Source organism: Variovorax sp. WS11 (genome assembly GCF_010499245.1).
Lineage (GTDB): Bacteria > Pseudomonadota > Gammaproteobacteria > Burkholderiales > Burkholderiaceae_C > Variovorax.
The window spans coordinates 61156-75302 of sequence record NZ_JAAGOW010000001.1; the positions used below are offsets into that span (position 1 = coordinate 61156).

Genomic DNA, 14147 nt, shown 5'->3' on the forward strand with positions numbered 1-14147 from the left:
GCTTCAAGCGGGCGGATCCAGCGAGCGCCACATGTGGATCTTGCCGAGGAAGACGCCGCCGACCGCGACGGCAAAGGGCTCGACACCGAAGGACGCGAAGCCGCACTGCACATAGAGCGCCTGCGCCGCCGCGTTCCCTTGCGTCACGGTCAGTTGGACCAGCTTGACGCCGTCACGCGCCGCCGCCTGCGCCAGGGCAGCCAGCACCAGTTGCCGGCCGAAGCCGGCGTGCCGCGACGACGGCGCGACATACATGCCGAACAGGCTTGCCTTGTGCCGCGACTTCTCGCGCGTCTCGAACAGGAGGCCGGCGGTGCCGGCGAGCCGATCGCCGTCGAAGCCGCCCAGCACGACCTGAGCGGCCTGGGGCGATGCATCGAGCCGCGTCTCCCACCAGGACAGCGGCAGCGCCGCACGCTCCGTGGCGGTGGAGGTGAAGGCCTCGGGATGACGCTCGTAGGCCTCCAGCATCAGGGCCCGGTAGGCCTGCGCGTCATCGGGAACAAGGCGGCGGATCTGCATCCGTTCACAGGCTCTCAGAGCGGCAGGGGCCGGGCCTCGTAGATCTGCAGCGTCGGCGGCTGCGCGGCCAGGCCGCCCACCGCCTTGGCGAAGCTGCGCGACGCCGGCACCGCGAAATGTGCGAGCAAGGACTCGCGATCGGCCCATTGCTCGACGAAGACCAGGCGCAGCGGGTTCTCTTCGTCGCGATGCACCGCATGGGAGCTGCAGCCGGGCTCGGCGCGCGAGCGCCGGACATGCTCGAGGCTGAGGGCCAGGACTTCGTCCAGGGTGTCGGGTTTGGCGACGATGTCGCCGGTCACGAGAATCATGGCGTCTCCTGTTCTTCAAGCCGAGGGAGCGATGGCCTCGGCATATTCGTAAAGCGCGCCGAGGATCTCCTCGCCGCGCTCGTCGGCCGTCTCGGCCAGCACGTCGATCGCGGCGAAGAGCTGGTCGACATTGCGCGCCCCGCCCTCGCCTTCGAGCAGGCGCGCCACGCGATGCGCCTCCCAGCGCTCGACCTGCTCGGCATCGAGCGTATCGGGAAAGTTGCGCGCGCGGTAGCGGAACACCAGCTCCTCCAGCCGAGGGTCGTCGAAGCCGGTGCGCGAACGCGCCAGCTCGGCGGGCGACAGGCCGCGCAGTTGCGTGAGCCGCCGGCGGTCGCCGTTGCCGACGAAGCCGCCGTAGAGGTCCTCGTCGACATCGAGCGTCTCTGCGCGCGGCCGCTCGTAGACCTGCGGCCAGATGGCGCTCATGTCGGGCAGCGCCGCCGCCAGTGCCGCGTGGCGCATCGCCGCATCGAGGTCGATGCCCCAGCGCGTGGCCATGGCCGGCGCCAGGGTCTTGAGGTTGCCGACCACCATCGGCGACTTGTTGAGGTGCACGCCCTTCAGCGGCAGGCGCAGCACGCCTTCCGGCAGATCGGCGCTGCGGGTGAAGAGGCGCAGGCGCAGGGTCGCGACGTCCAGGTCGCGCAGCTCGCTGGGGTCGTGCGCGAGGTCCCAGGCGAGCAGCTCGTTCTTGTTGCTCGGATGGCTCGCCAGCGGCCACATCACGGCGAGGCATCCGCGCTCGGCCGGGAACATGCCCGAGACGTGCAGGAAGGGCCGCGCCGTCTCGCGCGTGGCCGGCAAGCCCAGCTCGCCGGCGACGCGGTCTTTCTTGTGCAACCCCAGCGCGAAGTCGAAGAGCTTGGGCTGGCGCGTGCGGATGAGGCGCGCCAGCGCGATGGTGGCGCGCACGTCCGAGAGCGCATCGTGGGCCGCCTCGTGCAGCAGCCCGTTGGCGCGCGCCAGGTCTTCCAGCTTGAAGCTCTGCGAGCCGTCTTCCTTCTTCGGCCACTCGATGCCCTCGGGGCGGAGCGCAAAACACAGGCGCACGACATCGAGCAGGTCCCATCGGCCGCAGTCGTTCTGCCACTCGCGCGCGTAGGGGTCGATGAGGTTGCGCCAGAACAGGAAACGCGTCACCTCGTCGTCGAAGCGGATGGTGTTGTAGCCGACGCCGATGGTGCCGGGCTGCGAGAACGCGGCCTCGATCTGCGCGGCGAACTCATGCTCGGGCAGGCCGCGTTCGAGGCACAGCTGGGGCGTGATGCCGGTGATCAGGCAGGACTCCGGGCTCGGCAGGTAGTCGGGCGCGGGCTTGCAGTAGATCATCAAGGGCTCGCCGATCTCGTTGAGCTCGGCGTCGGTGCGAACGCCCGCGAACTGCGCGGGCCGGTCGCGCCGCGGCACGACGCCGAAGGTCTCGTAGTCGTGCCAAAGAAAAGTCTGCTTCGTCATCAAAAGTGATTTCTCCCTCTTATTACTTTTGCGCCCTTCGCGAAAGCCTCGCGTCCGGCAATTCGATCCCGATCTCGTTTCAGAGAAGCGGTGAAAACAGCCGCGCGGTCGCATCCCCGAGCCGGCGCGCGAAAGCCTGGCGCCGCAGCGCACGGACCGGCGAGGCGCTGTGCAGATCGGTCTCGAACTGCGCCGCGAGCGGTTTGGCGAGCGCCGGGCCGTAGATCACGGCGCACACCTCGAAATTGAGCCGGAAGCTGCGATTGTCGAAGTTGGCGGTGCCGATCATCGCGCAATGGTCGTCCACCACCAGCGTCTTGGAGTGCAGCATGCGCGCCTTGTACTCCCAGATCTTGACGCCGGCGGCGATCAGCTCGTCGTAGTAGGAGCGCGCGGCGGCGCTCACGACCAGCGAATCGCTGCGCCGCGGCACCAGCAGGCGCACGTCCACGCCGCGCAGTGCCGCGCTGGTCAGTGCCATCAACGCCGGCTCGCCGGGCACGAAGTACGGCGTGGTGAGCCATGCGCGATGCGAAGCCGAGTGGATGGCAGCGACGTGGATGCGGTGGATGGCTTCGAGGGCGCTGTCGGGCCCGCTGGTGACGATCTGCACCGGGATATCGCCCGCGCCATCGTTGCCGGGCAGCCGCGGCAGCAGGGCATCGAGCGTCTTGTTGATGCGGCGCGGGTCCTCGCCGGTCGCGTAGGTCCAGTCCTCGAGGAAGGTGGTCTGCAGCCAGCGCACCGCGCTGCCCTCGATGCGCAGGTGGGCGTCGTGGTAGGCGTCGGGTCGGATGCGGCGGTCTTCCGCGTCGGTGATGTTGACGCCGCCGGTGAAGCCGACGCGCCCGTCGCACACCACGATCTTGCGGTGGGTGCGGTAGTTGATCACGGGCCGCAGCCGCCGGCCGATGCGGGTGTCGTGAAACAGCGCGACTTCGATGCCCGCCTCGAGCATGGGCGCCATGAAGCGGCGCCCGATGCGCTTGGAGCCCAGGGCGTCGAGCAGCAGGCGCACGGTGACGCCCTCGCGCGCGCGTTCGATCAGCAGGTCGCGCAGCGCCGTACCGGTCCTGTCGGGCTCGAAGATGTAGTACTCGAGGTGGACGTGGTCGCGCGCCTCGCGGATCGCCTCGAAGATGGCGTCGAAGGTGCTGGCACCGCCGGACAGCAGCTCGGTGGCCGTGGCGCTCGAGACCGGCAGCCCGCAGGCCGCCGTGCCGAGCGCAGCCATCTGGCGCAGCGCCGGCGGCGCGCGCTCGGCCGCCGCGCGCAGGCTGGCCACGTCGGCCGGCGCCTGGGCGATGGCGCGGCTGCGCAGCCGCTTGAGGCGCTGCTTCTTCAACCGCTGCGGCCCAAGGAAGTAGTAGATGAGGAATCCCGCGAACGGCAGCAGCGCCAGCGAGAGGATCCAGCTCATCGTCGAGACCGGCGCGCGCTTCTGCATCACGATCCAGACGGAAAGCACCGCGATGTAGCCGCTCCACGCGAGGGAGAGGCCGGTCTTCCATTCCTGGCTGAGCTCGGGGAGGATCAAAGGGCGAAGAGAGGTTCGTGCAAGAAAAAAGGCCGGTAGCGCGAATGCTACCGGCCTTGGGACTGGCGTCGCCCAGGATCGCGGATCAGCCCGTGGCGGCCTCTTCGGCTTCGGGCTTGGCGCGGCCTTCCTTCTTCGGCAGGGGCTGGATGTCCAACTGCACCTCTTCCTTGTCGTCGAGGTCCACCGTGAGACGCCCGCCTTCCTGCAGGCGTCCGAACAGCAGCTCGTCGGCCAGGGCGCGGCGGATCGTGTCCTGGATCAGGCGCTGCATCGGGCGCGCGCCCATCAGCGGGTCGAAGCCCTTCTTCGCCAGGTGCTTGCGCAGCGTGTCGGTGAAGGTGACGTCGACCTTCTTCTCGGCCAGCTGGGTTTCGAGCTGCAGCAGGAACTTGTCGACCACGCGCAGGATGATCTGCTCGTCCAGCGACTTGAAGCTCACGATCGCATCCAGGCGGTTACGGAATTCCGGCGTGAACAGGCGCTTGATGTCGCCCATCTCGTCGCCCGCCTGGCGCGGGTTGGTGAAGCCGATGGTCGCCTTGTTCATGGTCTCGGCGCCCGCGTTGGTGGTCATCACGATGATCACGTTGCGGAAGTCGGCCTTGCGCCCGTTGTTGTCCGTCAGCGTGCCATGGTCCATCACCTGCAGCAGCACGTTGAAGATGTCCGGGTGCGCCTTCTCGATCTCGTCGAGCAGCAGCACCGCGTGTGGCTTCTTCGTGATCGCCTCAGTCAAGAGACCGCCCTGGTCGAAACCGACGTAGCCGGGAGGCGCGCCGATCAGCCGGCTCACCGCATGGCGCTCCATGTATTCGGACATGTCGAAGCGGATCAGCTCGATGCCCATGATGTAGGCCAGCTGCTTCGCCGCCTCGGTCTTGCCGACGCCGGTGGGGCCGCTGAACAGGAAGGAGCCGATCGGCTTGTCGTCGCGACCGAGGCCGGAACGTGCCATCTTGACGGACGAGGCGAGCACCTCGAGCGCCTTGTCCTGGCCGAACACCACGCTCTTGAGGTCGCGCTCGATGTTCTGCAGCTTGCCGCGGTCGTCGTTCGAGACGTTGGCCGGGGGAATGCGCGCGATCTTGGCGACGATTTCCTCGACCTCGGTCTTGCCGATGGTCTTCTTGCGCTTGTTCGCCGGCAGGATGCGCTGCGAAGCGCCGGCCTCGTCGATCACGTCGATGGCCTTGTCGGGCAGGTGGCGGTCGTTGATGTACTTGGCGCTCAGCTCCGCCGCGGCCTGCAGCGCGGCCACGCCGTACTTCACGCCATGGTGCTCCTCGAAGCGGGACTTCAGGCCCTTCAGGATGTCGACCGTTTCCTGCACGGTCGGCTCGACCACGTCGACCTTCTGGAAGCGGCGCGACAGGGCCGCATCCTTCTCGAAGATGCCGCGGTACTCGGTGAAGGTGGTGGCGCCGATGCACTTGAGCGCGCCGCTGGACAGCGCGGGCTTCAGCAGGTTCGACGCATCCAGCGTTCCGCCCGAGGCGGCGCCGGCGCCGATCAGCGTGTGGATCTCGTCGATGAAGAGGATCGCGTTGGGCTTGTCCTTGAGGGACTTGAGCACGCCCTTCAGGCGCTGCTCGAAGTCACCGCGGTACTTGGTGCCGGCCAGCAGCGCGCCCATGTCGAGCGAGTACACGTGGGACTCGCCCAGGATCTCCGGCACGTCGCCCTGCGTGATGCGCCAGGCCAGACCCTCGGCGATGGCGGTCTTGCCGACGCCGGCCTCGCCCACCAGCAGCGGGTTGTTCTTGCGGCGGCGGCACAGGATCTGGATCACGCGCTCGACCTCGTACTCGCGGCCGATCAGCGGATCGATCTTGCCGTCCTTGGCCATCTGGTTGAGGTTCTGCGTGAACTGCTCGAGCGGGGACGACTTCTCGTTCTTCTCGCCGCCGCCCTCCTCGCCCTCGGAGGACGATTCGCCGCTGCTCTTGGTGGCCTCCGGCGGGTCGCTCTTCTTGATGCCGTGAGCGATGAAGTTCACCACGTCCAGGCGCGTCACGCCCTGCTGGTGCAGGTAGTAGACGGCGTGCGAGTCCTTCTCGCCGAAGATCGCGACCAGCACGTTGGCGCCGGTGACTTCCTTCTTGCCGTTGCCGGTGGACTGCACATGCATGATGGCGCGCTGGATCACGCGCTGGAACCCGAGCGTGGGCTGGGTGTCCACATCGTCGGTGCCTGCCACCTGCGGGGTGTTGTCCTTGATGAAATTGGTAAGCGACGCGCGAAGGTCGTCCACGTTGGCCGAGCAGGCGCGCAGAACTTCGGCGGCGCTCGGGTTGTCCAGCAAAGCGAGCAGCAAATGCTCCACCGTGATGAACTCATGGCGTTGCTGCCTGGCTTCCACAAAAGCCATGTGCAAGCTGACTTCCAGTTCCTGGGCAATCATGTTATTTCCTTTGGCTTTGCTGTAAATGAATTCTCAGATGGGTTGGAGCGCGATTTATTCAACCGGTTCACTGACGCACTGCAGCGGATGCCCGGCCTGGTGAGCCGCTTCCATCACCTGATTGACCTTGGTGGCTGCCATGTCGCGGGAATAGACGCCGCAGATGCCGCGGCCGTCGAGATGGATCTTGAGCATGATCTGGGTGGCGGTTTCCCGGTCCTTGTTGAAGAACTCCTGGATCACGACGATCACGAACTCCATCGGCGTGTAGTCGTCGTTGAGCATCACTACCTGATACATCTGCGGCGGCGCGGTCTTCTGCGGACGCCGCTCGATCACGACCGCATCGCCGTCGTCCCGCCCCGGCTTCACGGCCGGCGGCGTTGGGGGAGTCGAGGGGATTTTGGTAGCCATGAAAATCATTTTATCGAGCCGACCGGCGCTTGCAGCGCCCGTGATGGCACAACTGGTGGCAGCTTTGTGACATTCAAGACGCGGGCGGCCGGATTGCCCCGGAAAGCGTATGCAAGCGGCGTGCCTTCCCCCGGCGAATCCGGCACGCTGCGGCGCAAGGAAAAAAGCCCCGGCGCCTTGCGGAACCGGGGCTTGGCGCGGAAGGCATCCGTCGACGCTTCGCGGGCCGCTTTTACATGTTGTCAATCATGACCTGGCCGAAGCCCGAGCAGCTCACCTGGGTCGCGCCCTCCATCAGGCGGGCGAAGTCGTAGGTCACCTTCTTGCTGGCAATGGACTTTTCCATCGAGCGGATGATCAGGTCGGCAGCCTCGGTCCAGCCCATGTGGCGCAGCATCATCTCCGCCGAAAGGATCTCGGAGCCGGGGTTCACGTAGTCCTTGCCGGCGTACTTCGGCGCCGTGCCATGCGTGGCTTCGAACATGGCGACCGTGTCGCTCAGGTTGGCGCCCGGGGCGATGCCGATGCCGCCGACCTGGGCGGCCAGCGCGTCGGACACATAGTCGCCGTTCAGGTTCAGGGTGGCGATCACGCTGTACTCGGCCGGACGCAGCAGGATCTGTTGCAGGAAGGCGTCGGCGATCGAGTCCTTGACGGTGATTTCCTTGCCGGACTTGGGGTTCTTGAACTTCATCCAGGGGCCGCCGTCGATCAGCTCGGCGCCGAACTCCTTGGCCGCCAGGCCATAGGCCCAGTCGCGGAAGCCGCCCTCGGTGAACTTCATGATGTTGCCCTTGTGCACGATCGTCACGCTGGGCTTGTCGTTGTCGATCGCGTACTGGATCGCCTTGCGCACCAGGCGCTCGGTGCCCTCGCGCGACACAGGCTTGATGCCCAGGCCCGAGGTGTTGGGGAAGCGGATCTTCTTGACGCCGAAGTCGTCCTGCAGGATCTTGATGAGCTTTTTGGCTTTTTCGCTCTCGGCCTCGAATTCGATGCCGGCGTAGATGTCCTCCGAGTTCTCGCGGAAGATCACCATGTTGGTCTTGTGCGGCTCCTTGACCGGGCTGGGCACGCCCTCGAAATACTGAATGGGGCGCAGGCAGACGTACAGGTCGAGTTCCTGGCGCAGCGCAACATTCAGCGAGCGGATGCCGCCGCCGACCGGGGTGGTCAGCGGGCCCTTGATCGACACCACGTAGTCGCGCACCGCGTGCAGGGTTTCCTCGGGGAGCCAGACGTCGGGGCCGTAGACCTTGGTCGACTTCTCACCGGCATAGACCTCCATCCACTGGATCTTCTTCTTGCCGCCGTAGGTCTTGGCGACCGCCGCGTCGACCACCTTGATCATCACCGGCGTGATGTCGAGCCCGGTACCGTCACCCTCGATGAAAGGAATGATGGGTTGGTCAGGCACATTGAGCGAATTGTCGGCATTGACCGTGATCTTCTGGCCGTCGGCCGGGACTTTGATGTGCTGATAGCTGGACATGACAGCGGGCTCCGGGGATGAATTGAAGGCAGGAAGACACTATGTTTCCAGCCGGCTGAATAGCCGTAGAATTTTAGACGCAACCGGAGGAGCGGAAGGCTCTGTCAACCGCGGTCATATAGCCCTCGTTGTTGACGGACCTTCTGCTGGCCGGGAGGCATTTTCAAACCATTTCCACAGAGGATCCTGTAATGAGCAAAGTTCTCGCAGTCATGATGGCCGGCTTGTTCGCCACCGCCGCATTCGCGCAGACCCAACCCGCCGAGATCAACCCCCAGGGTCAGGGTAAGGCCGCTGACCGGGCCGAAGCCAGGAAGGCCGCCAAGCCTGCCGGCCAGGTCAAGGCTCCCGGTGGAGATCAGTCCAAGGTGGCAGAAGGCAGCGGCGGCGTGACCGCCACCGGCGCCGACAAGGCCGCCCAGGCCCGCCGCGATTCGCGCGATGCTCGCCGTCCGGCCAAGGGCGGCGGCAAGAAGGCGGTTCCCGTGCAAGGCGGCACGCCTCAGTAAGCCGTCCGGCACTGAGTCAATCAAAAAAAGCGTTCTTCGGAACGCTTTTTTTTGCCCGCACGCAGCAGGCCGTGTCAACTGACCATCTCCAAAGTCGTTGAACGCGGGCGCCCTCGACGAGGAACGCAATCCATATTTACGATTTCAAAGGATTTTTCATGAATAAGCTGCTCGCCGCGTTGGTCGCCGGTTTCTTTGCCGTCGGCGCTTTTGCCGCCCAGGACGCTTCGGCGCCCGTGGCCGTCCCCAGCGCCTCCGTCCATGCGGTGAAGACCACCCAGAAGGCGGCGAAGAAGAAGGTCCGCCACGTCGCTCACAAGCCGCACGCCGCGAAGAAGGTGTAAGCTCCCCTACCCATCACCCATGCCCGCCTGCGCGGGCATTTTTGTTTGCGCCGTCCCTTGCATCAGAGCCGTCCCATGTTCAAGCGTCCTATCGTCCTGCTCGCACTGTTCGCCTCGTTGATGGCATCAGCGCTCGCCCAGCAAGCCCAAACCGATCTCCAGCGCGTCAAGCTGTCCGCGGGCATGTACCAGATCGATGCCCAGGTCGCCCAGACCCCGGAGCAGCGGCAGATCGGCCTCATGTTCCGCAAGGAGATGCCCCAGACCGAGGGCATGATCTTCGTGTTCGAGCAGCCCGCCACCCAGTGCTTCTGGATGCGCAACACCCTGCTGCCGCTGACCGCCGCCTTCGTCGCCGACGACGGGCGCATCGTCAACCTGGCGGACATGAAACCGCAGACCGACGAATCCCACTGCTCCGAGGAGCCGGTTCGCTTCGTGCTCGAGATGAACCAGGGCTGGTTCGCCCGCAAGAACATCAAGAAGGGCGCGAAGCTCGGCGGCGAGTTGTTCGCGAACAGACGCTGAGGCACATCGGCGAGCCTCAAGAAAAAAGCCGACCCGCGGGTCGGCTTTTTTCTTTGCGGCAGCAGGTCGGCTCAGCCGAAGTTCTTCGCGGCGAAGTCCCAGTTCACGAGCTTGGCCAGGAAGGCCTCCACGTACTTGGGACGCAGGTTGCGGTAGTCGATGTAGTACGCGTGCTCCCAGACGTCCACCGTCAGCAGCGGCTTGTCGCCCGTGGTCAGCGGCGTGCCTGCGGCGCCCATGTTGACGATGTCCACCGTGCCGTCGGCCTTCTTCACCAGCCAGGTCCAGCCCGAACCGAAGTTGCCCACCGCCGACTTCACGAAGGCTTCCTTGAAGGCTGCGTAGTTGCCCCACTTGGCGTCGATCGCCTTGGCCAGCGCCCCGGTGGGCTCGCCGCCGCCGGCGGGCTTCATGCAGTTCCAGAAGAAGGTGTGGTTCCAGATCTGCGCGGCGTTGTTGTAGATGCCGCCGCTGGACTTCTTGACGATCTCCTCGAGTTCCATGTTCTCGAACTCGGTGCCCTTCTGCAGGTTGTTCAGGTTCACCACATAGGCGTTGTGATGCTTGCCGTAGTGGTACTCCAGCGTCTCCTTGGAGTACTCGGGCGCCAGCGCGTCCAGCGGATATGGCAGGGGTGGAAGGACGTGTTCCATGTCTTTTCTCGCAGGTTGGTTGTGGGACAAGGCATTCTAGAAAGGAATCAAGGCACTCGCGTCGGACGTGGTCTCGACGTGCCCGTTCCGACGACCGTCATGTCGGCCGTGCCGTCGGCCAGCCTCGCCTGGACGGCATCGCCGGGCGCCAGGTGCTGCGCACGGGTGATCGCTTTGCCGTCCGCGCCGGTGAGCCATGCATAGCCACGCTCGAGCACCAGCGCCGGATCGAGCAGCTGCAATCGCAGCGCCGCCCGTTCGAGCCGCTCCCTGCGCTGCGCCAGCGCGCGGGCGAACTTGAGCGGCAGCTCGGCCTGCAAGGCTTGCTGCGTCTGGGTGAGCCGCTGGGTCCGCGACAGCGCTGCATGGCGCAGGCGCTGCGCATGCTGCGCCAGCCGCAGTTGCTGGCGCAGCACCAGCGTGGAGGGGCGGGCGAGCCGGGAAGCCGCATCGTCGACGCGTTGGTCCATGGCATCCAGGCGCCCCGAAAGCGCTCGACGCAGCCGCTCATCGAGCAGGGCCAGCGCGGCCAGCCACAGCTCGCGCGGCGCGGCAACGAGCTCGGCCGCGGCGGTGGGCGTCGGCGCACGGAGATCGGCGCAGAAGTCGGCGATGGTGAAGTCGGTTTCATGGCCGATGCCGCTGACGACCGGCACCGGGCTCTGCACGATCGTGCGCGCCAGCGCCTCGTCGTTGAAGGCCCAGAGATCCTCGATCGAGCCGCCGCCGCGCACCAGCAGGATCACGTCCACCTGCGGCCGCAGCGCGTAGAGCGATTGCAGCGAGCGCACCAGTTCCCCCGGCGCGCCGGCGCCCTGCACGGCGGCCGGCGCCAGCACGACGGGAATGTGCGGCACGCGCCGCCGCAGGGCTGTGACCACGTCATGCAGCGCGGCAGCGCCCAGCGAGGTCACGATGCCGATCGCCCTCGGCATGGCGGGCAGGGCCCGCTTGCGGGCGGAGTCGAACAGGCCTTCGGCCTCGAGGCGCGCCTTGCGCTGCAGGAACTGCTCGAACAGCGCGCCCTGCCCGGCCCGGCGCAGGCTCTCGACCACCAGCTGCAGATCGCCGCGCGGCTCGTACACCGCCAGGCGACCGCGAACCTCGACCTGGTCGCCATCGCGCGGCGAGAAATCGAGCAGGCCCGCGGCGCGCCGGAACATGGCGCAGCGCAGCTGGCCGCTTTCGTCCTTCAGCGCGAAGTAGCAGTGGCCGCTGGCTGCGCGCGAGAAGCCGCTGATCTCGCCGCGCACCGCGACCGGATTGAAGCGCGCTTCGAGCGCATCCGCGACGGCGCGGCACAGGGCGCCCACGGCCCACACACGGGGACCGGGGGCCTGCGGCGCGTCAAATTCGCTCATAGGGCGAAAGCATCACAAGCTGACAGTCGTCCACAAGCAGGGAGATGGCCCCCAGTACCTGCGGGGCATTGGCCCGGCATGCACGAGTTCCCGTACAAGCCGTTGATTTGATTGGAAAAAGTGCTGCTCAAAATTCGGTCGATCCAGCGCGAGGCCGGTGAAATGAGGCTGGTGGCAGGTTGCGCGGTGGGTTAGCCACAAAGTTATCCACAGAAGTTGTGGGCCGTGGCCGACAGGCGAAACAAATCGGAACATCTGCCGCCGACGGTGGATAATCGCCGCGCATTTGCAGTCCACGGGCCGGAGGATTTCTTCTTGTTTTCGATCATAGTTGCTGCGGGCTGGCCGATCTGGCCGCTGCTCGCCTGTTCAGTGGTGGGGCTCGCACTGGTCATCGAACGATTCACCAGCCTGAAGACCTCCAAGATCCTGCCTCCCAAGCTGCTCGACGAGGCCATCACGGTTTCGCGCAACGCCATTCCGGGGCCCGACGTGGTGACCAAGCTGGAAAAGAATTCGGGGCTGGGCGAGGTGCTGGCGGCCGGCTTCCGCCACCTGAATACCAACCCTCAGTCGACCGAAGACGACCTGCGCGCCTCGATGGAAGCAGCCGGACGCATCGTCGCCCACCGCCTCGAACGCTACCTGCCGGCGTTGGCGACCATCGCATCGGCGGCGCCGCTGCTCGGCCTGCTGGGCACGGTGATCGGCATGATCGAGATCTTCGGCTCGCAGTCGCCCAGCACCGGCGCGGTCGGGTCCGGCAATCCCGCGCAAATGGCGCACGGCATTTCCATTGCGCTCTACAACACGGCCTTCGGCTTGATGGTCGCGATTCCGGCCCTGATCTTCTGGCGCTACTTCCGCACCCGGGTCGACGAATACCTGCTCAATCTCGAGCTCGCCGGCGAACGCTTCGCCCGCCACCTGAACACGCTCCGGTCATGAACGCCCCCACGCTTGCCACTTCGTGTGCTGCGCTGCCCCTCAGGGAGGCTCCAGCCTCCTTGGGGCGGCCCGGCGGAGGCTGGGTATGAGGCGGATGCACTTCACCCATGGCTCGAAGGAAGAGCCCGAGATCAACCTGATCCCCTTCATCGACGTGCTGCTGGTCGTCCTCATCTTCCTGATGCTGTCGACCACCTACAGCAAGTTCACCGAGATGCAGCTGCGCCTGCCGGTGGCCGATGTGGAGGCCCAGCGCGACTATCCCAAGGAGGTGATCGTCGGCGTCTCGGCCGACGGGCGCTACTCCATCAACAAGACCGTGCTGCCCGAGCGCAGCGTGGAAGCGGTGGCAGAGGCCCTGGGTGCCGCGGCCAACGGCGGCAAGGACAGCATCGTGATCATCAGCGCCGATGCCAGCACCGCCCATCAGTCGGTCATCACGGTGATGGAAGCCGCGCGCCGCGCCGGCCTCATGCAAATCACCTTCGCCACCCAGTCGGCCGCCCGGGCGGGACGCTAGTCTTGGATCTGCAGCGGGCCTGGCTGCAACGCGGCGTGCTCGCGGGGCTGTTGTGGCCCTTCTCCCTTCTCTACGGCGCGCTGGCGGCTGCCCGCCGCGCGCTCTACGGCCTCGGCATCCTGGCGACCGAGCGCGTCGGCGTTCCGGTGATCGTGGTCGGCAACGTGATCACCGGCGGCTCGGGCAAGACGCCGGTCGTGATGGCGGTCGTGCGCCATCTCCGGGCTCGTGGGCTGAAGGTGGGCGTGGTGTCGCGGGGCTACGGCCGGGCCACCGACGACTGCCGCGAAGTGCATGAGGACAGCGACCCGCGCGAGGTCGGCGACGAGCCGGCCCTGATCCGCCGTTCGACCGGGGCACCCGTCTTCGTCGCGCGCCGCCGCATCGAGGCTGCGCGCGCGCTGCTGGCGCGCCATCCGGGCACGCAGTGCATCGTGAGCGACGACGGCCTGCAGCACTTGGCACTGGCGCGCGACGTCGAGATCTGCGTCTTCGACGACCGCGGCACGGGCAACGGCTGGCTGCTGCCCGCCGGTCCGCTGCGCGAACGCTGGCCGCGCCGCTGCGACTTGGTGCTCCACACCGGCATGCGGCCCGCCTTCGCCGGCTTCACCGCGCGGCGCTCGCTGGCCGAGCAGGCCTTACGGCTGGACGGCACGCCGGTCCCGCTCGCATCGCTCGCCGAGCGGCCGCTGGTGGCGGTCGCCGCCATCGCGAAGCCCGAGGCCTTCTTCCAGATGCTGCGCGAGCGCGGACTGCAGCCGCAGCAGTGCATCGGCTTGCCCGACCACCACGATTTCACCGACTGGCAGCCTCCGCCGGACACAGGCTACACGCTGCTGTGCACCGAGAAGGACGCGCTCAAGCTGTGGCGCCGCGCGCCCGATGCGCTGGCGCTGCCGCTGGTGTTCGAACCCGAGCCGGCCTTCTTCCGCGCACTCGACGCAAAGCTATCATCGCTCGATGGACACCAAGCTGCTTGAACTGCTCGTCTGCCCCGTGACCAAGGGACCGCTCACCTGGCACCCCGAGAAGCAGGAGCTGTGCTCGCGCAGCGCCCGCCTCGCCTACCCGGTGCGCGACGGCATCCCGGTCCTGCTCGAGACCGAGGCCCGCACGCTGTCCGACGAAGAACTGGGGCTCTGA

16 protein-coding genes are annotated in these 14147 nt (G+C 66.6%); 7 read left to right on the forward strand and 9 right to left on the reverse strand.

The features are described from left to right. Positions 1-3 precede the first annotated feature (3 nt). The 7 genes from GXN78_RS00335 to icd form a co-directional block, all read right to left on the reverse strand. On the reverse strand, positions 4-522 hold the full coding sequence (locus tag GXN78_RS00335) for a GNAT family N-acetyltransferase (RefSeq protein ID WP_106559549.1): 519 nt from the start codon (positions 520-522) through the stop codon (positions 4-6). Positions 523-536: 14 nt separating this feature from the next. Then, positions 537-833: a putative quinol monooxygenase gene (locus GXN78_RS00340; protein ID WP_106559548.1), complete on the reverse strand. Its 297-nt coding sequence runs from the start codon at positions 831-833 to the stop codon at positions 537-539. 15 nt (positions 834-848) lie between these two features. Further along, positions 849-2291 (reverse strand): exodeoxyribonuclease I, encoded by a 1443-nt coding sequence (sbcB, locus tag GXN78_RS00345; protein WP_106559547.1) that lies wholly within the window; start codon positions 2289-2291, stop codon positions 849-851. Between the two features lie 79 nt (positions 2292-2370). Continuing rightward, positions 2371-3828: a cardiolipin synthase gene (gene cls, locus GXN78_RS00350; RefSeq protein WP_106559546.1), complete on the reverse strand. Its 1458-nt coding sequence runs from the start codon at positions 3826-3828 to the stop codon at positions 2371-2373. A gap of 85 nt (positions 3829-3913) precedes the next feature. Then, the gene (gene clpA, locus GXN78_RS00355; protein ID WP_106559545.1) at positions 3914-6232 is read right to left on the reverse strand and encodes an ATP-dependent Clp protease ATP-binding subunit ClpA; all 2319 of its coding nucleotides are present in this window, start codon (positions 6230-6232) and stop codon (positions 3914-3916) included. Between the two features lie 54 nt (positions 6233-6286). After that, positions 6287-6646, reverse strand: a complete 360-nt coding sequence (gene clpS / locus GXN78_RS00360; RefSeq protein WP_106559544.1) for an ATP-dependent Clp protease adapter ClpS — start codon at positions 6644-6646, stop codon at positions 6287-6289. Between the two features lie 232 nt (positions 6647-6878). Then, complete coding sequence (gene icd, locus GXN78_RS00365) at positions 6879-8138, reverse strand: NADP-dependent isocitrate dehydrogenase (RefSeq protein WP_106559543.1); 1260 nt, start codon at positions 8136-8138, stop codon at positions 6879-6881. A gap of 191 nt (positions 8139-8329) precedes the next feature. Between icd and GXN78_RS00370 the strand changes: the two genes are divergently transcribed. The 3 genes from GXN78_RS00370 (at position 8330) to GXN78_RS00380 (ending at position 9519) form a co-directional block, all read left to right on the forward strand. Next, positions 8330-8647: a cell envelope biogenesis protein TolA gene (locus tag GXN78_RS00370; RefSeq protein ID WP_106559542.1), complete on the forward strand. Its 318-nt coding sequence runs from the start codon at positions 8330-8332 to the stop codon at positions 8645-8647. Positions 8648-8805: 158 nt separating this feature from the next. Then, entirely contained in the window at positions 8806-8991 is a 186-nt protein-coding gene (locus GXN78_RS00375; protein ID WP_106559541.1) for a hypothetical protein, read from the forward strand. A gap of 75 nt (positions 8992-9066) precedes the next feature. After that, positions 9067-9519 carry a DUF192 domain-containing protein gene (locus GXN78_RS00380; RefSeq protein ID WP_106559540.1) on the forward strand — a complete coding sequence of 151 codons (453 nt, stop codon included), beginning with the start codon at positions 9067-9069 and terminating at the stop codon, positions 9517-9519. 71 nt (positions 9520-9590) lie between these two features. On the opposite strand, the gene GXN78_RS00385 is transcribed toward GXN78_RS00380, so the two are convergent. Both GXN78_RS00385 and xseA read right to left on the reverse strand, forming a co-directional pair. Further along, positions 9591-10172, reverse strand: a complete 582-nt coding sequence (locus GXN78_RS00385; RefSeq protein ID WP_106559539.1) for a Fe-Mn family superoxide dismutase — start codon at positions 10170-10172, stop codon at positions 9591-9593. A 47-nt stretch (positions 10173-10219) separates the two neighbouring features. After that, positions 10220-11533 carry an exodeoxyribonuclease VII large subunit gene (gene xseA / locus GXN78_RS00390; protein ID WP_106559538.1) on the reverse strand — a complete coding sequence of 438 codons (1314 nt, stop codon included), beginning with the start codon at positions 11531-11533 and terminating at the stop codon, positions 10220-10222. Between the two features lie 315 nt (positions 11534-11848). On the opposite strand from xseA, the gene GXN78_RS00395 reads away from it, so the two are divergent. The 4 genes from GXN78_RS00395 to GXN78_RS00410 all read left to right on the forward strand — a co-directional run bounded on the left by GXN78_RS00395 (position 11849) and on the right by GXN78_RS00410 (position 14147). Beyond that, on the forward strand, positions 11849-12481 hold the full coding sequence (locus tag GXN78_RS00395) for a MotA/TolQ/ExbB proton channel family protein (RefSeq protein ID WP_106559537.1): 633 nt from the start codon (positions 11849-11851) through the stop codon (positions 12479-12481). A gap of 94 nt (positions 12482-12575) precedes the next feature. Further along, entirely contained in the window at positions 12576-13001 is a 426-nt protein-coding gene (locus GXN78_RS00400; RefSeq protein ID WP_106559536.1) for a biopolymer transporter ExbD, read from the forward strand. Positions 13002-13003: 2 nt separating this feature from the next. After that, positions 13004-13984: a tetraacyldisaccharide 4'-kinase gene (lpxK, locus tag GXN78_RS00405; RefSeq protein ID WP_106559535.1), complete on the forward strand. Its 981-nt coding sequence runs from the start codon at positions 13004-13006 to the stop codon at positions 13982-13984. Next, a complete protein-coding gene (locus tag GXN78_RS00410; protein WP_106559534.1) occupies positions 13965-14147 on the forward strand; it encodes a Trm112 family protein in 183 nt (60 codons plus the stop codon). Before lpxK ends, GXN78_RS00410 begins: the two co-directional genes overlap by 20 nt.